Source organism: Flavobacteriales bacterium, assembly GCA_021739695.1.
In the GTDB taxonomy this organism is placed as follows: domain Bacteria; phylum Bacteroidota; class Bacteroidia; order UBA10329; family UBA10329; genus UBA10329.
The window spans coordinates 1-22,869 of sequence record JAIPBM010000024.1 but is presented as its reverse complement, the minus strand read 5'-3'; the positions used below and the strand labels follow the sequence as shown (position 1 = coordinate 22,869).

Genomic DNA, 22,869 nt, shown 5'->3' with positions numbered 1-22,869 from the left:
CCGTTAAATTTTTAGATTGAAACTTCCTTTAGAAAGTTGTTTTGTCAAGGATTTTACCCGTAGAATAATTGATCTTCAGCGCGTTTGCCTTTCTCAGCTCCTGCTTCACATCTACTACAATACCCATTTTCGTTTTTGAGTCAACCTTCAGCGAATAGGTAAGTAGCGGGATTTCAGGTTCAGCTGTACTTGCTTTCACTAACTCAACGAATGTTGGAATTTCAGCAGGAGTTGCAAAAGCGTCATCCAGTTGAATTCGTGGTTCAGTACCGTAAATTCCTTGCAATTGCTTCAATGGTGGTCCAATGTGAATATACGCCACCAATGATTTGCGCTCCAACTTCGCTACTTCTCTAGCTTTAGGAATGACGTGCATAACTTTCAGCGATGTTTCTCTCATCACGGTTGTTACCATGAAAAAGAACAAAAGCATGAATACAATATCCGGAAGGGATGCGGTAGAAACTGGAGGAACCTCCTTTTTACCTTTCTTTCTTATCTGCATTACTTACCAATTTCTTTAGGTTCTGCTTCAGAAATCCTTTGTGGAATCAACATCCTGATTGCCTTGGCTTTCTCATTGTCAACCTTACTCTTACTGTCTTTCAGTTCGTTATAGGTTTTGCCGAACTTGGTTCTAGCCTCTTCGTCACGAACTTCGCTATATGCGCAGGCCAGTTGATCCTGAATTGCTATATACAGCTCGTAAGAAGTTCCACGGTCGTTTTGCAACGAAACAATCTGTTTAGATATCTTCTTGTTTGGCCCATAGTACTTCACGATGGTCGGGTCAGTAGCAATCTTGAATTCAGGAAAGCGCTCATCTGAAGGATCATTTGGTTTTCCCAAAATGAACTCCTTTGCAGCATCTTTCAATTCTTCAACTTGCATGTACTCATTCTCTACAAGAAGGTTGTCTTGCGCATTGGCCAACACCACAAAGACATTTCGCTTATTAACAGGTGGCGGTGGTGGAACATCTTCCAAAATTGGTGGAGGAAGCACACGCATCAAACCTGTGTCGATATCCATGGTAGTGGTAACCAAAAAGAAAATAAGCAACAGGAAGGCAATGTCGGCCATTGAGCCAGCATTGATTTCTTGAATCTCTCTTTTCGACCTAGCCATTATTTAAACAGTTTTGAAACCTCTGCATATACCAATGACACAATGGCAACTGCGGCCAAAATGTAAAATGCAAAAAGTCCAGTATCAACTTGTTTTGCTCCTTCAGCAGTGATCTCAATTTTGCTTGGATTTACATCCGAAGAAAGCGCGTATGAAACTCCGAGAACAACTACCAATGCTCCGATTCCGATAAGTGCACCTTTAGCGCCCTTAGGATTCTTTGCAAGTTGTATGATCGGGAAAATAACCGCGGCCAATACTGCTACCGCCAAAAGGATGTAGCAGATGATGATGCCATAGTTTGTCATAAAATCCGCCATAATTATCTGGTTTAACGGTTAATTGTAACGGATATTACTTGCTGTTTTTTACAAGGATATCCATGAATGTAATAGAAGAATCTTCCATGTCGTTTACAAGGCTATCCACTTTAGCGATGATATAGTTGTAAAACACTTGAAGAATCATTGCAACGATAAGACCGAATACAGTGGTCAAAAGTGCAACCTTGATACCTCCAGCAACCAATGATGGAGAGATATCTCCAGCAGCCTCGATAGCATCGAATGCACCGATCATACCAATTACAGTCCCCATGAAACCAAGCATTGGAGCAAGAGCGATGCAAAGTGAAATCCAAGAAATTCCTTTCTCCAAAAGACCCATTTGAACAGATCCATAAGAAACGATTGACTTCTCAACCATGTCCAATCCTTCATCTTTTCTGCTAAGACCTTGGTAGAAGATGCTGGCAACAGGTCCTTTTGTGTTTCGGCAAACTTCTTTAGCTGCTTCAACACCACCTGATTTCAAGCTGCTTTCTACTTCGCCCAAAAGTTTTTCTGAGTTGCCAGTAGCAAGGCTTAGGTAAATGATTCTTTCGATACAAAGAGCAAGACCAAGAATAAGTACAAGAAGTACAACGCCCATGAATCCGGCACCACCTTCAATGAATTTTTTCTTCAACGTTTGATGAAATCCAAGTTCTTCAGGCTCATCGACTGACAATGAAGAAGACTCATCGGCACTTTCAGCAACTGGTGCTGCATCTGCCTCAGTGGTCACTTCTTCAGTTGCAACTTCAGTCGCAGCTGGTTCATCCTGAGCCTTGATTGTTGGCACATAGCTGAAGTTCAAAACTGCAGCGAAGGTTATTAGGGCAAAAAACTTTTTCATGATTTTAACAGTGGTTAGTTCTTCAACTATTTATTTAATGGTTAACAATTGCAAATCTATACTTTTCCTTCAATGCGGAGAGAGAGGGATTCGAACCCTCGAAACCCTTTTGGGGTTTACACGCTTTCCAAGCGTGCGCCTTCAGCCACTCGGCCATCTCTCCTCTTCCCCAATTTGGCGCGCAAATTACAAAAAATGTGATTCGTCATCTGAACAATAAATTAAAGCGACATTTCACCTCTAAGAGATTGTTGCAATAGTGCTTTTCTCTCGTTAAAACCTGAAACGGAACCTAGCACGAACATCGTTTTGGTGATGGCCGCCTCCACAGTAAGGTCAGTTCCGCTCAGAACTCCTAGTTGTAAAAGGCGTTCGCTGGTTTCATACTTGCCCATTTCCACCTTTCCTTCGCGGCACTGCGTAATATTCAACACAATAGTTCCAGCATCGATAATAGCTCCGATTGAATTAAGAAAGCCTTTCTCTGTTGGGCCATTTCCCGAACCGTAGCTCTCTATGATGAGCGCCTTTATGCCAGCATCAGAGAACATCTTCACGTAAGGTGTAATGTCAAAACCAGGAAATAACTTCAGCACTGCCACATTGGTGTCCATGGCCGTATGAACGATAAGATTAGCAGAAGATTGTTCAAGCAATCGCTCTTCAAATATTCGGATGCGAACACCAGCTTCGCCTAAAATTGGATAGTTGCGCGAAACGAACGCGTCAAAATTCTCTGAATTGAATTTGTGTGTTCGATTTCCACGATAAAGTTTGTCTTCAAAATAGATGCATACTTCAGGAATCATCGACCGGCCATCAGCCTTACGCAGACCAGCAATGGTCAATGCAGTTATCAGGTTCTCGCGCGCATCAGTTCGCGGCAATCCGATCGGTAGCTGACTGCCAGTGAAAATCACGGGTTTTGCAAGGTTCTCGAGTAGAAAACTCAAAGCCGAAGCACTGAAAGCCATTGTGTCTGAACCGTGAAGGATCACAAATCCGTCAAACTCAGCATAATAATCACGGATAATCTCAGCCAAACGAATCCAAACAGCAGGAGTGACGTTCGATGAATCGATGATCTCGTCCAGTTCCAGCGCGTGGATTTCGATGCCTAACTTTAATATAGATGGAATGGATTTGAAAACGCCTTCCAGATGAAATGGCTTTAAAGTTCCGGTTTTCTCATCGTGGATCATTCCGATGGTTCCACCTGTATATATAATGAGGACTTTAGGTTCTCGCATTACGGAAGTTTAAAGAGCGTTTCTGCATTTAACGTGGTAATTGCTGCAAGTTCTTCGATGGAAATGCCTTTCACTTCTGCAAGTTTTTCGGCCACCAGACTTGTGTATGAACTTTCGTTACGTTTTCCTCGATACGGAGTGGGAGCGAGGTAAGGAGCATCTGTTTCCAGCAAGAGCTTTTCCAATGGAACTTCTTTTAGTGCCAAGTCCAGTCCACTGTTTTTAAAGGTAAGCACCCCGCCAACCCCAATGGAAAGTCCAAGTTCGATGGTTCGTTTCGCCTGCTCTGCATTTCCCGTAAAGCAGTGTAAAACTCCTCGAAGCCGCCCGTCTTGCACTTTAGACAGCGAATCAAATATCTCGTCAAATGAATTTCTGCAATGGATGGCGACTGGAAGATCCAATTTTTTGGCCCATTCCATTTGTAGCTCAAATGCGTGGATCTGCTCCTTTATATAGGTCTTGTCCCAATAAAGGTCAATTCCGATTTCGCCAACGGCAATGTATTTCCCAGAGGAAAGTTCAGTTTCTACATGCTTCAATTCTTCAGAAACCGTTTCGTTGACCGAACATGGGTGAAGTCCCATCATGGGGAAACAATTTTGCGGATAAGCATTTACCACGTCCCAAAGACGCGGAGTGCTACTGCTATCAACGTTGGGTAAAAGCATTCGCGTTACGCCTTTTTCCTTAGCGCGAATCATCACATCGCTAAGTTCGCCATCAAACTGTTTGGAATATAAATGTGCGTGAGTATCTACCAATTGCATGTGGCCAAAATTAGCATCCTCAGGCTCTCTTCTTATCAACTGAACGTGCAAGATTGAGAAATGCTCTAGTAGACTGATTCGGGAACTCACTCATTATAAGAAAGAGTGTTGGCTACTTTTGTGGCATGACGAAAATCGTTGGCATCATTCCTTCGCGCTATGCGAGCACTCGGTTTCCTGGTAAACCGCTTGTGGATATTGCTGGAAAGAGCATGATTGAACGCGTATATGAGCAGGCTTCGAAAGCGAAGTTGTTGGATGAAGTGATTGTTGCCACAGATGATCAACGCATTTTCGACCATGTTCAAAGTTTTGGAGGAAAGGTGATGATGACATCATCTGAGCATCAATCTGGAACTGACCGTTGTGCAGAAGTGCTTTCGAGATTAAAAGACGTTGATGTGGTTATCAATATTCAGGGCGATGAACCATTTATCGAACCAGAACAAATTGATCAGTTGGCAATGCTTTTTAGCGCAGATGAAACGCAGATTGCCACGCTCATCAAGCGAATTGAAAACGAAGAAGACCTTATAAGTGATACGGTGATCAAGGTGGTGAAAACACCAAAGAACAACGCTATTTACTTCAGTAGAACAGCCATTCCATATTTAAAAGGAGTTGAAAGAACGCAATGGTTGAATGAAACTGCGTTTTATAAACACATCGGCATCTACGCTTATCGGGCAGAAACGTTGAAAACGGTATCGAAACTGCCGCAGTCCGATCTTGAAAAGAAGGAAAGTCTGGAGCAATTGCGCTGGTTGGAAAACGGTTTTCAAATACAACTCGCTGAAACAGAACACGAAAGCAATTCGGTAGATACACCCGAAGATCTTGCGAGACTTTTGCGCGCTAGAAACCTATAATTTGCCGTACTTTGGCGCGTTCCAATCACATGTTATCTAATCAACTCGGACATATTATTGCCACGCAGCTTTGTGATCAACCTTTGGTTGTGTTGCCTGGCTTTGGCGGTTTCGTAAAAGACCGTTTGGGTTCTGAATTGGATGAATTACGAAATCGTATTCATCCGCCTAAAAATTCAGTGATTTTCAATGCGAGATTGGCTCACAACGATGGTTTGCTGATTTCAGCATTTGCATTGGAGAATGAGGTTTCTTATTCGGATGCTGACAGATTGCTGACAGATGCGATTTCTGAATTGCGTTTTCGATTGAATAATGGCGAAACCATTATGTGGGAAGGGCTTGGACGATTGAAAAGATCGGTTGAAGGAACCATTGAGTTTGAAGCTGTTGCACTTCCTGAAATTCAGGACGAATTCTTTGGACTGAAGCCTGTTTCGCTTAGTAAGGTTGAAAAAGATAATGTTGATAAGGTTCGCCAACTGGTTGCGGCTGATGGACCATTTGCAACAACGGTTCGAACATTGCCCATCAAGCGCATTGCCACGTATGCTGCTGCAGCCGTTGCTGTTGGGTTCATGATGTGGATGCCGATTCAGAATGGCGCGTTGAACAATGGAAAGATGCTGGCTCATCAGTTGAATCCGTTTGCGTTGACCAACGAGGCTTCGTATTCAGCACGTCAGTTTGATGAGAATTGGATAAACAAGGGTTTTGAGCGAGAAGACGTTCTTTCAGAGAAATACTCACAGCAATATCTTTCACTCCATCTTACTGGAAATTCGCTGAAGCCGATCGTTGTGAAAACAGATGCAATTCCTTCCACTGAATTGAGTTTAGATGAGGAAGTTCCGGTTGCTGCGTTTAATGAAACAGCTTCAACCTTTAAAGTGATTGCAGCTACGTTTGCTTCCAGAGCTGAAGCAGCAGATTACGTAGCTAAAATGATCAAGCGCGGTTTCAGTGCCGAATATGCTGGCATTGAAAACAAACGGCATCTGGTTGCTTACGGAACGTACAGTTCTATTGAAGATGCGCAGAAAATGCTCACATCTGTGAGTCTTTCAAACAAAGAAGCGCGTATCGTTTCAGGAAACTGATTCGTCCTTATTTCCTCCCAACTCTTCTTTTTTCCCTCTTGCCTTTCCGTACAGTTTGATGGCTAGCATGATCACAAGACTTAACGCCACCAATCCTACCAAGCCCCAAATCCAGGTCAATGAATCCTTAAGCACGACAACAAATACAATTGCAAATAGGAATAGCGTTGCTACCTCGTTCCAGATTCTGAGTTTGAATGAACCCCAAGTTTCCTCATCGTTCTGAAATTTCTGGAAAATCCGATGGCATGCAAACTGATAGAGGAACAACCCAGCCACCAATGCCAACTTTACCGCCAACCAGATTAGGTTTTCCCAACTTGAAATCTGCCAGACTCTCCAGTATCCTAAACCGTAAATCAACCAACTTCCAAAAATTACAGTAAGAATGCCTGATGGCCACGTGATGATGTACCACAATCGCCACTCCATCAATTTATATTGCTTTTGCAGAATGCTTCTCGCAGGTTCTTCTATTCCTCTGGCCTCAGCGTGATAGATGAATAATCGGACGATGTAGAACAACCCTGCAAACCATGTGGTGACGAAAATGATGTGCAGCGCCTTGATATAAAGGATATTGAATTCGAGGTTCGATAGAAATTCCATAGTCGCAAAAATAAGATTCAATCGTGCTTCGCTCCTTCGCGGTTATGTTTTCGAATTTCGCGTTGAATCTCCAAATAGGAAGCGTACGGAACACCACATTCGTGATTGGCAATGCTGATATCAGCAATGCGTTTCCAATGCTTGAATAGATCGCGCCAAGCAAGAAAAATGGATCGGCCAGGATGAAAAATGTGACACGGTTCGGAGTTCACGCCATTTACCTCAATTACTTTGAACTGGCCTTTTACCAAGGCATCCAATGAAGCAGTCCGTACATCAAATCGACCAATGTGGAATCCTTTGATCTGTTTGGCCAGATCATCAAATACGTGCTCCAATTCAGGTGAGATAAGGTGATTGCCGTTCAGAAATGTGGTTCCCAACATGTGGTTGCCGATGTTCACAATTCTCAACTTCTCACCTTCAGGAATCACTTCCTTCAACCGGTCGGCAAAACGTTTTACGTGGATTTTATAACTGAAACGTGTTCGTTGATTGGCTAGAATCAATTCCAACAGCGTTCGTTTGCCATCTCCGATCACAGCAGGAAAATCTTTGATGACAATGGAAGTGATTTTTCCGTTTTGTTCATCACGATTTCGGCTATACATCACGCCCAATTCCATTGGAAGGTCTTCGTAAACCTGTAGCAACATCCGTTCATGAACGGAATCCAAAGCCAAAAGCAATTCCTTCTCAGTTCGGAGGATTTTCACGCCTTTTCCGCGTTCTCCCATATCCGGTTTGATGATCAACGGATATGACATTTCCTTCTCTTTCACTGTGGTAAGAACTTGTGACGGAGAATCATTCAATTCAACAAAAACCGTTTTTGGCAAATAGTCTTCAGGAACGAGTTTGGTGACATCGGTTTTTGAGTATGCCACCAAACCACCGAAACGCATGCACGGGTTAGCAGCACTGAAAAACACCCAGCCACGCGCCTTTATCGCCAGAAAAAACCAATACACAGCTACTGGAACGTAGACAATTCGCCAAGGCCAGAATTCCCAACGGACAAGGCGCTGCAACCAAATGTGCAGACGAACTGAAAATGGTACAGGATTCATGGTTTAGCCCTTGGCTTCGTGGCTTCGGTAAGCCAAGGTAGAATAGGCTACTCCGAAGGAATCGTGCAGGTCAAATTCGGTGTTGCCATCTTTTATAAGCACGCGCATCAAAGCCATATGGTGAATGGCATGTTCAAGAACGTAAAGCAGTTCGCGAGACATGGATGAGCTGACAGAAAGAAGATTGTCTTCGGCACCAGACATTTCGGCCAATAGTTTCAGCGATCGATCTAATGAAACCGAATTCAGTTTTTCAATCAGTTCATCAATGCAAATCATCGCATGATCAGGGCTCGATTCAAGAAGAATGTCACGCTTACGCAGATCGTAATTCACCGAATCTGTGGCTTCGAACAGACACTGATAGAATTCGAGCGTGTGCCGCACATGTTGTCCAACAGAAGCGCGCCCTTTCGGATTCACGTGTGTGTACATTTTCTGTTCCATTCGTTCTAAAACGGAACGCAGGCTAAGCAACGTGTTGCAGTTAAGTTGCTTCAAAATGGAAATGTTGGTCTGCGTTACCATTCGTAGGCAACACCAAGGTTATAGCTGGGAGTTGCAGCCACCATGTTTCCCATGCCGAAATACACTCCGGCATTCAGATGCACTTTCTTTTTGATCTTCTGAATGAATTTGATTCCGTAACCAACATATTGTTGGTTGTTTGGATAAAGCGTAGTGTGAAGGTCTCTACCATTCGGATTTAATGGCGTTACGTTATTGTCGTTGCTGCCTTCTTTAATGGCATATCTACCAGCAACGGTTAAAATAAAGTAGGTTTTGTAGTTCCACGAATAGCCAAGTTCCCAATTGAAATCAATCTGGTCGCTGTAGTTGTTCAATCGGAGACGATAGCCAGCATCAAGCATTGTGTAAAGTTTTCCTTGTACAAAGGATGAGCCAACACTCAAGTATGGATGAAAAACCCACGCACTTGGTCCAGTTCTGAGTGTAGTAAGCGAATCGTACTTGGAAACATTTGCCTCTGCATTTAAACCAGCAGAAAAAAGAACCTTTTTGTTGATGATGTTGTACTTGAATCCAAGCATCACGTTATTCAATCCAAAGAGATTGCCTGCAGGTACCGTATCTCTGAAATACGTGGTATCTGAATTTACAATCTGCTGACTTGATGCCACATATTTGAACGGCAAATTGGCGGTCATCGTCAATCGGTCTGTGATTCCGAAGTCAAGGTAAAGCTGAGTTGTGAAATCAGTGACGTTTCTTCTCAGATCGGTCACTTTTCCTTCGTGATTAAAGAACTTGTTGTAGCCAACATAGGTGAAGCCTAATTGAGCATAACCACTGTTCTTTTTTCGAGGCCACGGACCACCGGCCATTGCAGCTTGCGTCAACGTGAAAAGCAGAAGTAATAGTGTAACGATTCTTGTCATACCTGTAGTTTACAACTTGAGCAAATGTAACCAACGCATTTGTAGCGTTTGCTTTCGCCCCGACAAAATAGGGTCTATTTAAAATTTTGGAACTTGCTCATCTTGTTCATGTGGGTCAACTTGTTAAAGTAGTTGCCCATGTTTACGGCTAGTGCAATGCCATGCGTGTTGTAGCCTCCAATTCCTACGATGTTCAGATGAAGAATGTATCTGATGGTCAGACTTCCACGGAAAAACCATGTTCTTGCAGCAAGAGTTGCCACAAATCCAGATGAAATGTCTGCACCATTTATCTGCGCAGCATAACCCACGCCTAGGCCCATTCCAATATCCGAACGGAAATCGCGCGTAGAATAGTGTCCGATGTTTGCTTCAACCACAGCTGGAATATGACCGTAGAAGTAAGTCTTTTCAATCCATGAGTCTTTGATGTGAACGCCAAGTGTCATAGGCATGGTTGCCGCCAACGAAAAGTCAGCATACCTGTTGATGATATTGACCTGCGGATTGTAATAAACCCCAAAAGCAGGGCTTACGTTTTTCTTTATCAAAAGCAGATGGGCCGAAGCTCCGATCGAGTTCCTCCAACGATCCTTGAGGGCGGATTTTTTCTGAGCAAACCCGATGCTAGGCAAGATTAGCACAGCCAGTAATACGATGAATCGATTCACGATTTAGGTTTTTGGTCGAACCTTCTAACGAAAAGTGTGGGCAATTGTTACCCAATGTCTTTCTGCCCTGTGCGGATATGCACATCTCGCTGAGGGAAAGGAATACTGATCCCATTTTCACGGAATGCCTTGTCAATGGCAAAACGGATGTCGCTTTTCACGAATTCTATTCTAAACACCGACCTAGAAAAAAACTGCAACGTGAAAGTGAGCTGCGAATCGGCAAAGTCTGAGAAAAACACGAACGGTTCGGGATTCTTCACCACATCTTCGTTCTGTCTGGCGCATTCGATTAGCACGTCACGCACTTTTTCCACATCTGAACCATAGGCCACACCAACCACCACCGAAAACCGAGTGAGTTTATGGTTGTGGGTCCAATTCACCACATTTCCGGTGATGAATCTGGAATTAGGCACGATCATGATAATTCCTTCGCGCGTTTCCATTTCCGAAGCACGAAGTCGGATTTCGCGCACTCGGCCAACTTTTCCTTCCACTTCAATGATGTCGGACACGCGGATCGTTCCATCGAAAAGGAGGATGATGCCGCTCACAAAATCCTTGAAAACCTCTTGTAATCCTAGGCCGATACCAACCAAAAGGGCGGCTGAACCAGCCATTAGCACCGTTAGGTGAAAACCTGCCGATTCTAAGCTTAGTAGAATGGCAACGATCCATACCACATATTGTATCAGTTTGTACACGGAAAGTCTTCTTCCTAGTTCAAGTTCGGAGATGTTCTTCCGTTTAACAACAACTGCTTTTATGGCCCACGTGGCAATCCAAGTGAAAGTCAGGATCAAAAGGACCACAACGATCTGAAGCATTGTTAAATGGTATGCTCCCACTGTGATCAATTCGCGCTGAAGAAATTCTTTCATTCGAGATTCTGAAATTAAAATGCAAATCTAAGGCTTGCATTTAGCTTTGGACCATTAGATTTTTTTGTCTCTTGATTGACAAGTTTCAAAAACTTCGTATTCTTGGGAAACCTTAACCAAAAATTAATCAACCCCTAGCGTATGAGAAGAGTCTTTACCCTACTCGCTTTTATCCTTTTTTCTATTCATGGTTTTGCACAGAATACCACGGTAACTGGTGTTGTTAAAGACAAGAAGAGAGGTGAAACCCTTATTTCAGCATCTGTAATTATTAAAGGTACAACAACAGGTGTGCAAACTGACGTTAACGGAAAGTTCTCGATTGAATTGGATCTGACGGAACCTAAGACGCTCGAAATCTCATATCTTGGGTATCAGACATTCGAAGTTCCGGTTGATAAATCGAATACCAAACTGACCATTGAAATGGAAACCATCAACATGGTTGGTCAGGAAGTGGTTGTGTCGGGGTCAAGAGTTTCTGAGACGATTTTAGAATCTACTGCTTCCATTCATAAGATGAATACTAAGGAGATCAATGAAATTGCTTCTGGCGATTTCTATGCTGGTCTCAGCACGTTACAGGGAGTGGATGTTACCACTTCAAGTATGGGCTTTCAGGTCATCAACATGCGTGGTTTCAACACCACTGCTCCTGTTCGGGTGGTTCAATTTGTTGACGGAATGGACAATCAGGCGCCAGGTTTGAATTTCCCTGTTGGCAACATGGTTGGTGCCAACGATCTGGATCTTGAGAGTGTGGAGGTTATCAGCGGTCCTGCATCTGCATTGTATGGTCCGAATGCTTTCCAAGGTGTGGTCAGTATGAAGACCAAGAATCCGTACGATTATCAAGGCCTTTCTGTGAAACTGCAAGGAGGCACGCGCGATTATGTGGATGTACAAGCGCGTTACGCAGGTGTTTATGGAAAGGAGAAACGATGGGCGTTAAAACTTACTGGACAATACAAACGGGCTAACGATTGGATTGCGAATGACACCACTTATCAGCCACTTTATGGAAATCCATCAGACAGCGTTGCTCCAAACCGGTATGGCGACATTGAAACAGACGTTGACCTATCGGCCATCGTAGAGCAGGCACAAGATGACCCCGATAACACGCAGGAAGAACGAGATGATTTCATAGCCCTGAACAACTGGTTGGGACTTGTTTCACCAAATGCATATCCAGGTACGATCAATGTACGCGCTCCAGGATATACGGAACATCAATTGGCAAACAACAACACATTCAGCGCTAAAGCATCTGCCGAATTGCACTACAGATTTAAGCAGGGAATTGAGGCTTCACTTACGTATAAATTCGGATTGGGAACTGCAGTGTATCAGGCATCCAATCGCTATAGCATCAATAACATACTTTTCCAGCAGGTGAAGGGAGAAGTGACAGGCAGAAACTGGAGCATCAAAGGTTATTCTACGTTTGAAGATGCTGGGAAATCGTACGATGTGGTATTCACAGGGATCAACATCTCCAAAGAAGGAATTGCCGATTATGTTGGCGAGTATCTGGGCGCGTATTTCGATACGCTGAAAATAATGACAGATGACTTTGATGATGATGCCACCAATGAAGAGGTACAGATAGCTAAGGATTATGCCCGTGCTCAAGCCGATCAAAATGGTTGGATTGCAGCAGGTTCTCCGAAATTTGATTCCCTACGAAACGCGATTGTTAACAATGCGGATCTTCAAACGGGTTCGAAATTCACAGACAGATCTAATTTGCAGCACGTAGAAGGTCAGTACAATTTCGATTGGCCATGGCTTGATGTACTCGTAGGTGCCAATTTCAGGCGTTACGATCCACAATCTTTCGGTACCATTTTTTCGGACACGTTAGTTAATAGAGGAGATACACTGGCTAATGGCTCAGCAGATCTGAATGCACAATTCGTGGATCTTTCGCTGTGGGAGGTTGGAGGCTTCCTTCAGTTAAGCAAGAAGTTCTTTAACGATAAGTTTAAAGTGATGGCATCTGTGAGAGCAGATAAGAACAAGAATTTCCCTGTTCAGTTCTCGCCACGAGCATCGCTGATGTATAACTTGAAAGGCCATGTTTTCCGAGTATCTGGACAAAGCGCTTTCCGGATTCCAACGCTACAGAATCAGTACATCAACCTCGACATTGGCCCGCTTACCATTGCTGGTAACCTCAATGGTTGGGACAACCTCTATACATTAGAATCGGTTGGGCTTTTTGAGGATTTTATCGACAGCGTTCAAACTCAAGGCGTATGGTACGATTCTGTATATGACGATGCTGCGAAAAAGTTGAAAACCTTCAACGCAAGAAAATTGAGACCAGAGCAAGTGAAAACGGTAGAGGTCGGTTACCGAGGTGTTCTGTTCAAGAAATTGTATGTTGATGCAAACTTCTATTACAACTGGTACACCGATTTCATTGGAGAGATTCGAGTAGTTCAACCTAAAAATGCAAGTGTGGATGATCAAAGTGGTGTCGATCAGTTGCTGTCTTACTCACCAAGCAACGAATCATACATTCGTTATCAAATTCCTGTAAATGCAAAACAGCAGGTACGGTCAATGGGTGCTACCATCGGATTGGTCTACTATATAAACGACAAGTATTCCGCATCGATGAATTACAATTGGGCGAAGCTGGTAGACAAGGACCTTGATGATCCGATCATTCCGGGTTTCAACACACCAGAGCATAAATTGAATGTTGGTGTCAAGGGCCGAAACGTGTGGAAAGGCCTTGGTTTTGCGGCCAATTTCCAATGGGTTGACTCCTATTTGTGGCAGAGCACTTTTGGAACAGGAAAAGTACCTTCTTACTCATTTCTTGACCTTCAACTCAGCTACGAAATCCCTAAATGGTATTCCACATTACGCCTTGGTGCGTCTAATGTTTATAACTTCCAACGTCAGGAAGCATTTGGCGCTCCAAAGATCGGAGCCATGGTGTATGGTTCCATTGTATTTGACATTAAAAAACTCTAAAAACCCTCGATCATGAAAAGAGTTCTCCTTTCACTCGTTCTTATTGGCTCGCTGATCAATTCAGCCAGTTCTCAGGATGTCATTCTTAACGGAAAGATTGACAACCTTCTCGAATTCAGTACTCCTTATACGGAAGAGTTCGTGATGCACGACAGCGTTAAATTAATGACCGACATCTACCTGCCGGTGATGCGCGATTGCTTGATGGTTCCTATTAGCATTGAGCTTCCGGCTCAGCTTCAGGGTATTTTCGGCAGTGCGCCAATCGAGTACAATCTGGAGCTGATTCCGAGAGGAACCCAGTATGTGATCTATGATTCGCTGAATGGTCAGCCAAATCCGAACCCTTACAAATTGCCAATGGTGCTAACGAGAACTCCCTACGACAAGGGAGATCTTAATGCAGGAGAAGCGCCCATCATGAACCTTTTGGGATACGCATTTGCAAAGCAGGATCAACGAGGAAGGTATGCTTCTGAAGGTGTTTACCTTCCACTTACCAGCGATGGATGGGACAAGGGTGTCTATCATCCAGGATTTCAGCACGTGTTGGATGCCACAGATGAGAATGACCCAAAGAATGGCAATCACCATGAAGATGGATACGATACAAAAGAATACATCAAACACCGTTTGATGCGCGATTACGATTTGGACGGAGACGGCATTACAGATACAACAGATCTGCTTTACACAGGACGATATGCGATGTTTGGGGCATCAGCCTTGGGTTATAATCAATATCAGGCAGCGGCAGCGCACATGATCGATGAGAACGAACCTGGTCTGAAATGCATCATGCCTATCGTAGCGCCAGCCGATTTCTACAAAGGAGTAGGTTATCCGAATGGTGTGCTTCGTGATCGTTTGGTTACCGGATGGTTGAAAGGACAGATCTTCTCTGGAACAGATGATGACCTCATTCCTATTGACAATGACATGCAGAACAATATTCACAGTTCTGCTGACTATAAATTGCCTCAGACCATTGTGGTAAATGGAGTGGAGAAAACCTTTCAGCAGAATAAGTTTGATGCAGCCAATTTGGCTATTGACCACTTTGCTTCAGTTCAGTATCCCGACCCGATCACTGGAATTCCAACCTGTGGATATTATCCGAATGCTTCTGGCCGACCTGAAATTGATGTCAGCCGTGCGGTAACAGACGAATTCGGTGAAGGACAGTTAGATGGACAGTACAGCCGCTTCCGAAACATGGAGGTTCCGGGTTACCACCTCTGCGGTTGGTGGGACATTTTCGTTGACTCTCAAACCGAAAGTTGGGCGAATATGAGACGCCACCTGAGCAACAACAAGTTCAACCGACCAGGTGTAACGAATCGAGAGTTACAGAAGCTTGTTCTAGGACCTTGGGCTCACCAGACCATTGGTTCAACCACTACGGGAGACAGAACCTATCCTGAAAATGTGAACGACCTGTTGGGTATCAACTTCGATGATTTCAGCGAAACCAATATCCCTATTGACAAAGCCCTTAATTCTGAGGTCATCGGTTGGTTCCGTTACAATTTGAACTACCATCCTAATGAATTTATTGGAGAGCCAAAGTTTATCCTCCCAGAATCAGATAACCTATATCCATTAGCTGACCTTGGCCTGCTTGGCACGCTCTCTATCCGAGTTCCCGTGGAGGAAGTAAGACTACCTTATGATCAACTTATCGGAGTTCTTACTGGAGCACGTGCATTGAGCGGATTGAAGGCTGAGATCGTGTACGATTCGCCACTTCTTGGCACTGGAAGTATTCCGATTGACCTTCCAGATATTCCATTGGATAACGTGATTCCTGGCCTGAGTGCTGAGACGATCAATCCAATTCCGTATCGCGATTTTGCAGACCCGAACGAGATTGCCAACGTTCGATTGTATGTGATAGGACCCAATGACGATACCGAACCACAGAATGTTGGCCTGTCTAACTATTGGCTGCCTGCAGATACGTTCCCGTTGCCAGAAGGCCGTCCGTGGGATGCTGTTCAGCGCGAAGTGTTTTACATGCACCAGAATGGTGTATTGGACAATGTAGCGCCAACCACAGACGAAGGTTGGAAAATGTATGTACACGATCCAGACGACCCGATCAGAACAGTCGGTGGGGCCAACATGATCGTGAAAACACCTGACGGTGAGCGCGATGCGCAAGGACAGTTCAATTTGAAAGACCCACGCTATGAGCATTATACCATGAACCGTCCGGGTGTTATCAGCTTCGAAAGCGCACCAGTTAAAGATTCGCTCTGCATTGTTGGTTTTCCAAGTGTGAAGCTCTACGCAAAAAGCAACATCGGTGGTTTAAATGAAGGCCCAACGGACACGGATTTCATGGTGAGAATTGTAGATGTTTACCCTGACGGTCGTGAGTATTTCGTGCAGTGCGGCACAGTGAATGCCCGTGCTCGTGATTACGTGAGAATGTTGGTTGAAGAGCCTTGGAAAGATTACACCATTCCTTTTCCTGGCGATGATATTCCTTTCACGAACATCGAAATTGGTCAGACCTACGAGTATGTATTTCAAACGCTTCCTATTGCCTACACCTTTGGTGATGGACACAAGGTGAAGATTCTGATAAGCAGCAGTAACTATAACCGCTACCAGGTTAATCCAAATGTGCCTATCATGCCGAACGAATTCTTCCGTAGAAAGCCTGGCGATGGAAAGACCTATATTTTTGAAGGCGAAGAGTATGCCCCGCGAATTGCCATTCAACGTGTTCATTTCTCTGAAGAGCATCCAACTCAGATTTCGCTACCGGTCTACACCAAGGAATATACTGGCATAGAGGATATTGCAGTGGAGGCCACTGGTCCAGACATGCTGCTTTTTCCTAACCCAGCATCTGATTTTGTAACGGTATATATGGGAAAAGCTGGTGATTACAACCTGAATGTGTTAAACATTGATGGTTCGCTGGTTAAGAAGATGGGTGCGTTTAGCGACAACATTAATCTTGACGTGAGCGACCTGAGCCAAGGAATCTATTTCGTGGAGCTTACAGACACGGAAACAAACGAGCGGTTCGTGCAAAAACTGACCAAGATGTAATTGCACTATTCGCAGCAACGCGACTACTGATAAAGCCCCGTTCTCCATTTGGAGGACGGGGCTTTATCTTTGCGCAAAATTGCAGCAATGAGAGACAGCGTCCGAACACCCGAATCCACCTTGGCCATCAACACCGAAATTGTGTTGCCTAACGATACCAACACACTCGGAAACCTGATGGGAGGGAAGCTCTTGCATTGGATGGACGTGATTGCGGCCATATCGGCCCATCGCCTTTGCAAGCGGGTGTGTGTAACCGCAGCAGTCAATAATGTCACGTTTCCGCAACCGATCAAACTGGGCGATATCGTTACGCTGCGTTCCAAGGTTTCGCGCACCTTTAGCAGCAGCATGGAGATTTTCATTGATGTGTATGTGGAAGACCGCAGCACCTCTGAACAGCTAAAAGTGAACGAGGCCATCTACACCTTTGTGGCCGTTGATCAATTGGGAAACCCCATCCATGTGCCGCAGGTAAGCCCCGAAACGAAAGAAGAAAAAGCCCGCTTTGAGGGTGCGCTGCGCAGACGCCAACTCAGCCTCATTTTGGCTGGGAAGATGAAACCAAGCGATGCTACAGAGCTGAAGGCGCTGTTTGAGGCTTAACCCAACTGCTTATCCAACGAAAACTTACCCGGTCCGGCAAGGAACAGCGTGAGGTAAGGAACGAGGAACAGCAATCCGAACTCCTGTTTGCTGAAGGGGTCTTCGGCATGAATGATGAAAACCGCTACAACCATGGTGATGATAAGCGGAATGAGGGCTGCCCGTGTGAAGAGTCCGAGCGCTACGAGAATACCACAGACAAACTCGGCAAATACGGTAAGTATCAATGAAGGCGTTTCTCCGATACCGATAGGGTCGGCAAAACTGAAGTCGCCCTCCAGCATGCCTTGAAGTTTGCCCCAGCCGTGGCTGTAGGCCATAAATCCGCCAGAAGCAAGACGGAGCAAGAGTAATCCGAGGTCGATCTGAATTGGTTTGTTGGAGAAGAGTAGTTTTTTCATGGTAGAAAGTTCAACGTTTGAGGTTTAAGGTTCAAAGTAGGCGTTTGTCGTTTTCACGATGGCACTCACATTTTGTTTTTGCATACAGTGAAAATGCCCTTTCGGGCAGGCATCGAACCCGATCTTGCTGCACGGTCGGCAGTTCAGTCCGCTAACTTCCGATAAAAAGGAGTCACCGCCTTGGGGCAGATAAGGATACATGCCAAATTGCGGAATGGTGTTTCCCCAAACGGAGATGATCTTTTTGTTGAATGCCGCTGCAATGTGCATCATGCCCGTATCGTGCGTAATCACAAGCCCCGCCTGCTGTAGCAGCCAAGCCGATTCTGATAACGAATGTGTTCCGCAGGCATTGTAAATAGTAGCGCTTGATTTTTCAGTCACTTCGCGGGCAACAGCCGCATCTTCTTTCCCGCCAATAAGAACAATGGGACGCTTTAGCCCATTGCACAACTCCATTAGCTTGGCTACGGGAAGTTGCTTGGTTTTGAATTTTGCTCCGATCACTAAGGCCACATAAGAATGACCGAAGCCCGTTGGAAGCGCTGATTCTCTTCCCTTTGGGGAGATGCCGGAGGCAGAGGGATCAAAGAAGAAATCGAGGCCTTTTCCGTCTCCTTCAATTCCCAATGGTTTGAGCGTTTCGAGGTAGCGGTCCACGATGTGCACATCGGGCAATCGGTCCACTTTCAAATTCACCTTCAGCCATTTCTCTACGTTCAGTTTTTGGAACGATAGCCATTTGCCGCCAACCAACGTGCGCAGTATGCGTGTTCTCAAATTGTGGTGGAGGTCTACGACCAGATCAGGATTGAAAGCCCGAAGTTGACGGGCCAACTCATTCAGGCCATCTTTCAGTAGGAAAACGCCCGTCAAATACGGGTTGAAAGTGACCACTTCGACATATTGCTGCTTGGTCACAAATCGGATGTCCGCATCGGGATATGCTGCCCGAAGCACGCGCAGCACCGGAGAGGTCAGAACGATGTCGCCAATGGAGCTGAACCGAATAATGAGGATGCGCTGCATGCAAGCAAAAGTAAACGAACAGATTCACCTGCTGAATTTCATTGAAATTAGATGAAGTAGGTCTGCACCAAATTGGCAGTACGAAGAGGAATTAACATTCTTTAAATGCACGAAAACAAAAGAGTTTTGATCTTTGGCCCGAACCAAATACAATAGAAATGGCACACGAAATTGATTACAAGATCTATGGCGATGACATGCAGGCAGTGGAAATTGAGCTCGACCCGAACGAAGCGGTGAGGGCAGAGGCCGGAGCCATGCTTTACATGGAAAGCGGCATTCAAATGCAGACCAACACGGGAGGCGGCATCTTCAAAGGATTTAAACGACTGATAACAGGCGAGAGTTTTTTCATCACCACCTTCCTACACACTGGGCAGGGCAAGAGTCATGTGGCCTTTGCAGCACCTTATCCGGGCAAGATCATTCCCTTGCATTTGGGCGAATTGGGCGGGAAATTCCTTTGCCAAAAAGACGGATTCCTGTGTGCCGCGCAGGGAATTGAAATAGAAGTGGCGTTTACCAAGCGCATGGGTGCTGGACTTTTCGGGGGCGAGGGATTCATTCTTCAACGTTTGGAAGGCGATGGTTTGGCCTTCGTTCATGCAGGAGGCACTATCATCAAGAAGAACTTGGTGGCCGGAGAAACGCTACGCGTTGATACAGGCTGTCTGGTGGCATTTGCCCCAACGGTCGATTACGACATCCAGTTCATTGGCGGTTTCCGCAACTCGCTTTTTGGTGGCGAAGGATTGTTCACGGCCAATCTTACCGGGCCCGGAATCGTTTACCTGCAAACTTTGCCTTTCAGTCGTTTGGCCGATCGAATCTCTGCGGCTGCCCGCTTCGGTGGTTCAACAGGTGAGCGTAAAGGTGTTGCCGGTTTGGGCGGTGGACTGCTCGGAAGTATTATCAGCGGAGACTAAAAAAGAAGAGCCGCCAACATTCAAGATGTTGGCGGCTCTTACCATTGAATCTTCAAAACAAGTTGCTTACCTAAATAAGGTCACGCTTCCTGTAGGTCTTCCTTCGGTGCCGTCCAAGCCTTTGTAAGTTATCTTATACACATACACATCGTTTTCCACCTGTCGGCCCAAGTAGGTTCCATCCCATCCATCCTCCATCACTGCCGAGTAATAGATCTCCTGTCCCCAACGGGTAAAGATCCGCATGGTGAAATCAACGATGTTTTCGCCATAAGCCCTGAACGAATCGTTCTTTCCATCGGCATTCGGAGAAAACGAATTCGGAATATAAATGCTGATGTGAGGCGTGATGTACACATCCAACTCCGTTTCATCCACGCATCCGAATTCGTTCACTACCTGCAACGTTACGGTATACGTTCCGCTATCCATCGTGGAAGGGTAGGTGTGCGCTGGTGTGCTGATCAGATTCTGAGTGGTTGAGCCATCACCAAAATCCCAAAACCACTCTTCAGCTCCATCCGAATTGTCGGTAAAATCAAATTTCGGGCTGAGGATGCTTGCGCTTCGCGGATCGGCTGTGAATCGCGCCACCGGATTTGGATGAACATTGATATAATCTGTTCGCTCGTAGCTGGTCACACAGTTGAAATTGGATGTGGCCGTGAGGCCAACGGAATAAACGCCAACATCGGGATAGCAATGCAACGCAGCAGTTCCTGTTGCATTCGCGCCATCTCCAAAGGTCCATTGGTATGTCATGTTTCCGGATGCGATGGTAGAGTTGTTCGCGAAATTCACACACACGGGAACGCAACCTTCGGTCACATCGGCTACAAAATCGACCACAGGGTTTGGATGAACAGTGATGGTGGATATCGCATCATCCTCGCAACCGAGCGTTGAACCAGTAACTGTGTAAACTGTGGTGACGATAGGGCTGGCAATCACCACATTTCCAGTTGTGGCACTTAGGCCAGTGGCCGGAGACCAACTGTAAGTATCGGCTCCTGTGGCTGTCAGGTTTGTAGAATTTCCATCGCAAAAAGCAGTGGCCACTGGCGTCACGTTTACCGTTGGCGTTTGATTTACGGTGACGGTCACCATGGCCGAAGCCGTACAACTCAAACTTGTTCCTATCACTGTGTAAGTCGTTGTGATCAGCGGACTGGCAATTACTGTCGGGCCAGACGTAGCACTTAAAGCAGTGGCAGGCGACCATGCATAGGTTGTAGCACCAGCGGCTGTCAACGAAGTGGTTTCGCCACTGCAAATGGTAATATCTGGGCTAAGGGTAACCACTGGAATTGGATTTACGGTGAGAACAGCCGTGGCCGTATCGTTGCAACCATTTACCGACCCAACCACTTGATACGTGGTGGTGGCAATTGGATTGGCCAGAACAGTAGGGCCTGTAGTCGTGTTCAACGCTGTTGCTGGAGACCATGTGTAAGTTGTGGCGCCCGCAGCGGTGAATCCTTTCGATTCGCCAACACAGATAGAACTTGCAGGCGGAGTAACCGTCACATTCGGGTATGGCGTCACGGTTACTGTAACCGTTTCGGTGGCCGTACAACCTTGAGTAGTTCCCGTAACGGTATAAGTGGTCGTGGTGGCTGGAGTGGCATCAACCGTGCTTCCAGTTGTTGCGCTCAATCCTGCAACAGGAGTCCAATCGTAAGTATCGGCACCATTGGCAATCAGCGTAGTTGTCTGTCCTCCACAAATAGCCACATCAGGACTTATCGTAAGGTTCGGAGAAATATTTACCGTGATATCGAAGGTGGCAGAGGCGCTGCAACCGTTGGTGGTTCCTGTCACGGTATATGTCGTGGTCGTATTCGGAGCTGCATCAACCGATGTGCCTGTTACGGCACTCAACCCAGTTGCTGGCGACCAAGCATAGGTAGTGGCTCCAGCTGCTGTGAATGTGGTAACCTCACCAGCGCAAACCGTTGCGGTGGTCGGGTTCACGGTCACGTTCGGAATCAGGTTCACGTTCACGGTTATCGTGCCAGTGGATGTACATCCATTAGATGTTCCTGTAACGGTATACGTGGTAGTTGTAACCGGATTGGCCGTTACCGAAGCACCTGTTGTTGCACTCAAACCTGTGGCAGGCGACCAAGCATAGGTGGTAGCTCCAGTGGCTGTAAGTGTAACGCTTTCGCCATCGCAAATATCCACATCAGGCCCCATGTCAACCAGAGGAATGGGGTTCACAACCACTTGATGTGTAGTGGTTGGCGCTGCGCACGAACCAAGGCTCACATCCAATGTGATATTCTTGGTTCCACCCGTTACCCAACTTATCTGATACGGTCCTTGACCTGAACCTGAAACAACCGTACCGCCATCGAAATTCCAGTTGTAAGTAGCGTTCGCTGGTGCATTTCCCGTGTATGTAATGGTAGAATTATCGCCCACACATACAGGGCCCGTAACGGTAAATGTGGATGTTGGTGTGGATAGAACATCCACATTGATGGTTGTATCATCTAAACACGGATTGGCAGCCACCACCAATCGAACGGGATATGTTCCAGCTGTTGCAAAGGTGTGGGTCGGGTTTTGCGTCACCGCATCCGGATTACCATCGGCATTAAAATCCCAAGCCCAGTTCAGAATCTGCCCAGTTGGTGTAGAAAGATCATTGAACTGAATCGGATCGCCTTCACACACAGGTAAGTAATCGAAACTGGCTACCGGATTGCTTGCATTTGGATCGATGAGCGTGTCGAGCGAGAAGGTGCAAGGTTGATTCCCGAAGGTGGTCATCGTTACGGTATAAGCGCCTGGCTGATTTACACTCACAATCTGCTGATTACCAGTCGGAGGCACAATTCCAGGTCCTGTCCAAGAATAGGTGGCCGCACCTGCTGGCGCAGTCAGTGTCTCGGTCTGTCCGCCACAAATGGTTGGC

General features: G+C 45.7%; 21 protein-coding genes and 1 tRNA gene. 6 read left to right on the top strand and 16 right to left on the bottom strand.

What is annotated here, in order from left to right; genetic code table 11:
- Window positions 1-28 precede the first annotated feature (28 nt).
- The 7 genes from K9J17_13955 to K9J17_13925 all read right to left on the bottom strand — a co-directional run bounded on the left by K9J17_13955 (window position 29) and on the right by K9J17_13925 (window position 4,318).
- Window positions 29-505 carry a biopolymer transporter ExbD gene (locus K9J17_13955; protein MCF8277833.1) on the bottom strand — a complete coding sequence of 159 codons (477 nt, stop codon included), beginning with the start codon at window positions 503-505 and terminating at the stop codon, window positions 29-31.
- Window positions 505-1,128: a biopolymer transporter ExbD gene (locus tag K9J17_13950; protein MCF8277832.1), complete on the bottom strand. Its 624-nt coding sequence runs from the start codon at window positions 1,126-1,128 to the stop codon at window positions 505-507. The genes K9J17_13955 and K9J17_13950 overlap by 1 nt, the downstream gene beginning before the upstream one ends.
- Entirely contained in the window at window positions 1,128-1,448 is a 321-nt protein-coding gene (locus tag K9J17_13945; protein ID MCF8277831.1) for a hypothetical protein, read from the bottom strand. Before K9J17_13945 ends, K9J17_13950 begins: the two co-directional genes overlap by 1 nt.
- 34 nt (window positions 1,449-1,482) lie before the next feature.
- Window positions 1,483-2,304, bottom strand: a complete 822-nt coding sequence (locus K9J17_13940) for a MotA/TolQ/ExbB proton channel family protein (GenBank protein MCF8277830.1) — start codon at window positions 2,302-2,304, stop codon at window positions 1,483-1,485.
- A 75-nt stretch (window positions 2,305-2,379) separates the two neighbouring features.
- A tRNA-Ser gene (locus tag K9J17_13935) sits at window positions 2,380-2,467 on the bottom strand.
- 58 nt (window positions 2,468-2,525) lie between these two features.
- Window positions 2,526-3,554, bottom strand: coding sequence for an asparaginase (locus K9J17_13930; protein MCF8277829.1), 1,029 nt, complete (start codon window positions 3,552-3,554; stop codon window positions 2,526-2,528).
- Window positions 3,554-4,318 carry a TatD family hydrolase gene (locus tag K9J17_13925; protein ID MCF8277828.1) on the bottom strand — a complete coding sequence of 255 codons (765 nt, stop codon included), beginning with the start codon at window positions 4,316-4,318 and terminating at the stop codon, window positions 3,554-3,556. Before K9J17_13925 ends, K9J17_13930 begins: the two co-directional genes overlap by 1 nt.
- 131 nt (window positions 4,319-4,449) lie before the next feature.
- Between K9J17_13925 and kdsB the strand changes: the two genes are divergently transcribed.
- Window positions 4,450-5,193, top strand: coding sequence for a 3-deoxy-manno-octulosonate cytidylyltransferase (gene kdsB / locus K9J17_13920; protein MCF8277827.1), 744 nt, complete (start codon window positions 4,450-4,452; stop codon window positions 5,191-5,193).
- 29 nt (window positions 5,194-5,222) lie between these two features.
- On the top strand, window positions 5,223-6,293 hold the full coding sequence (locus K9J17_13915; GenBank protein MCF8277826.1) for an SPOR domain-containing protein: 1,071 nt from the start codon (window positions 5,223-5,225) through the stop codon (window positions 6,291-6,293).
- Here K9J17_13915 and K9J17_13910 read toward each other — a convergent pair.
- The 6 genes from K9J17_13910 to K9J17_13885 form a co-directional block, all read right to left on the bottom strand.
- Window positions 6,282-6,902, bottom strand: coding sequence for a CopD family protein (locus K9J17_13910; GenBank protein ID MCF8277825.1), 621 nt, complete (start codon window positions 6,900-6,902; stop codon window positions 6,282-6,284). The two genes, K9J17_13915 and K9J17_13910, sit on opposite strands and share 12 nt — an antisense overlap.
- A 17-nt stretch (window positions 6,903-6,919) precedes the next feature.
- On the bottom strand, window positions 6,920-7,972 hold the full coding sequence (locus K9J17_13905) for a hypothetical protein (protein MCF8277824.1): 1,053 nt from the start codon (window positions 7,970-7,972) through the stop codon (window positions 6,920-6,922).
- A 3-nt stretch (window positions 7,973-7,975) separates the two neighbouring features.
- Window positions 7,976-8,500 (bottom strand): DinB family protein, encoded by a 525-nt coding sequence (locus tag K9J17_13900; GenBank protein ID MCF8277823.1) that lies wholly within the window; start codon window positions 8,498-8,500, stop codon window positions 7,976-7,978.
- On the bottom strand, window positions 8,494-9,372 hold the full coding sequence (locus tag K9J17_13895) for a hypothetical protein (GenBank protein MCF8277822.1): 879 nt from the start codon (window positions 9,370-9,372) through the stop codon (window positions 8,494-8,496). Before K9J17_13895 ends, K9J17_13900 begins: the two co-directional genes overlap by 7 nt.
- A gap of 74 nt (window positions 9,373-9,446) precedes the next feature.
- Window positions 9,447-10,043: a hypothetical protein gene (locus K9J17_13890; GenBank protein MCF8277821.1), complete on the bottom strand. Its 597-nt coding sequence runs from the start codon at window positions 10,041-10,043 to the stop codon at window positions 9,447-9,449.
- 47 nt (window positions 10,044-10,090) lie between these two features.
- The gene (locus tag K9J17_13885) at window positions 10,091-10,927 is read right to left on the bottom strand and encodes a mechanosensitive ion channel (GenBank protein MCF8277820.1); all 837 of its coding nucleotides are present in this window, start codon (window positions 10,925-10,927) and stop codon (window positions 10,091-10,093) included.
- Window positions 10,928-11,068: 141 nt separating this feature from the next.
- Between K9J17_13885 and K9J17_13880 the strand changes: the two genes are divergently transcribed.
- From K9J17_13880 to K9J17_13870, 3 genes are all read left to right on the top strand, one after another.
- Window positions 11,069-13,918: a TonB-dependent receptor gene (locus K9J17_13880; GenBank protein ID MCF8277819.1), complete on the top strand. Its 2,850-nt coding sequence runs from the start codon at window positions 11,069-11,071 to the stop codon at window positions 13,916-13,918.
- Window positions 13,919-13,930: 12 nt separating this feature from the next.
- A complete protein-coding gene (locus K9J17_13875) occupies window positions 13,931-16,984 on the top strand; it encodes a CocE/NonD family hydrolase (protein MCF8277818.1) in 3,054 nt (1,017 codons plus the stop codon).
- A gap of 87 nt (window positions 16,985-17,071) precedes the next feature.
- The gene (locus K9J17_13870) at window positions 17,072-17,590 is read left to right on the top strand and encodes an acyl-CoA thioesterase (GenBank protein MCF8277817.1); all 519 of its coding nucleotides are present in this window, start codon (window positions 17,072-17,074) and stop codon (window positions 17,588-17,590) included.
- Here the strand turns inward: K9J17_13870 and K9J17_13865 are convergent.
- Entirely contained in the window at window positions 17,587-17,991 is a 405-nt protein-coding gene (locus K9J17_13865) for a DoxX family protein (GenBank protein ID MCF8277816.1), read from the bottom strand. The two genes, K9J17_13870 and K9J17_13865, sit on opposite strands and share 4 nt — an antisense overlap.
- A gap of 24 nt (window positions 17,992-18,015) precedes the next feature.
- A complete protein-coding gene (locus tag K9J17_13860) occupies window positions 18,016-19,020 on the bottom strand; it encodes a glycosyltransferase family 9 protein (protein MCF8277815.1) in 1,005 nt (334 codons plus the stop codon).
- A gap of 158 nt (window positions 19,021-19,178) precedes the next feature.
- On the opposite strand from K9J17_13860, the gene K9J17_13855 reads away from it, so the two are divergent.
- Window positions 19,179-19,946 carry a TIGR00266 family protein gene (locus K9J17_13855; GenBank protein ID MCF8277814.1) on the top strand — a complete coding sequence of 256 codons (768 nt, stop codon included), beginning with the start codon at window positions 19,179-19,181 and terminating at the stop codon, window positions 19,944-19,946.
- Window positions 19,947-20,012: 66 nt separating this feature from the next.
- Here K9J17_13855 and K9J17_13850 read toward each other — a convergent pair.
- Window positions 20,013-22,869 (bottom strand): PKD domain-containing protein (locus K9J17_13850; GenBank protein MCF8277813.1); only part of this gene is annotated, 2,857 nt, incomplete at its 5' end.

Bases quoted from the DNA above. Each gene is read 5' to 3' on its own strand.
- K9J17_13955 (MCF8277833.1), bottom strand. From the start codon at position 505: ATGCAGATAAGAAAGAAAGGTAAAAAGGAGGTTCCTCCAGTTTCTACC.
- K9J17_13880 (MCF8277819.1), top strand. From the start codon at position 11,069: ATGAGAAGAGTCTTTACCCTACTCGCTTTTATCCTTTTTTCTATTCAT.
- K9J17_13875 (MCF8277818.1), top strand. From the start codon at position 13,931: ATGAAAAGAGTTCTCCTTTCACTCGTTCTTATTGGCTCGCTGATCAAT.
- K9J17_13855 (MCF8277814.1), top strand. From the start codon at position 19,179: ATGGCACACGAAATTGATTACAAGATCTATGGCGATGACATGCAGGCA.
- K9J17_13860 (MCF8277815.1), bottom strand. From the start codon at position 19,020: ATGCAGCGCATCCTCATTATTCGGTTCAGCTCCATTGGCGACATCGTT.
- K9J17_13930 (MCF8277829.1), bottom strand. From the start codon at position 3,554: ATGCGAGAACCTAAAGTCCTCATTATATATACAGGTGGAACCATCGGA.
- K9J17_13870 (MCF8277817.1), top strand. From the start codon at position 17,072: ATGAGAGACAGCGTCCGAACACCCGAATCCACCTTGGCCATCAACACC.
- K9J17_13865 (MCF8277816.1), bottom strand. From the start codon at position 17,991: ATGAAAAAACTACTCTTCTCCAACAAACCAATTCAGATCGACCTCGGA.
- K9J17_13950 (MCF8277832.1), bottom strand. From the start codon at position 1,128: ATGGCTAGGTCGAAAAGAGAGATTCAAGAAATCAATGCTGGCTCAATG.
- K9J17_13940 (MCF8277830.1), bottom strand. From the start codon at position 2,304: ATGAAAAAGTTTTTTGCCCTAATAACCTTCGCTGCAGTTTTGAACTTC.
- K9J17_13885 (MCF8277820.1), bottom strand. From the start codon at position 10,927: ATGAAAGAATTTCTTCAGCGCGAATTGATCACAGTGGGAGCATACCAT.
- K9J17_13905 (MCF8277824.1), bottom strand. From the start codon at position 7,972: ATGAATCCTGTACCATTTTCAGTTCGTCTGCACATTTGGTTGCAGCGC.
- K9J17_13945 (MCF8277831.1), bottom strand. From the start codon at position 1,448: ATGGCGGATTTTATGACAAACTATGGCATCATCATCTGCTACATCCTT.
- K9J17_13895 (MCF8277822.1), bottom strand. From the start codon at position 9,372: ATGACAAGAATCGTTACACTATTACTTCTGCTTTTCACGTTGACGCAA.
- kdsB (MCF8277827.1), top strand. From the start codon at position 4,450: ATGACGAAAATCGTTGGCATCATTCCTTCGCGCTATGCGAGCACTCGG.
- K9J17_13900 (MCF8277823.1), bottom strand. From the start codon at position 8,500: ATGGTAACGCAGACCAACATTTCCATTTTGAAGCAACTTAACTGCAAC.
- K9J17_13915 (MCF8277826.1), top strand. From the start codon at position 5,223: ATGTTATCTAATCAACTCGGACATATTATTGCCACGCAGCTTTGTGAT.
- K9J17_13910 (MCF8277825.1), bottom strand. From the start codon at position 6,902: ATGGAATTTCTATCGAACCTCGAATTCAATATCCTTTATATCAAGGCG.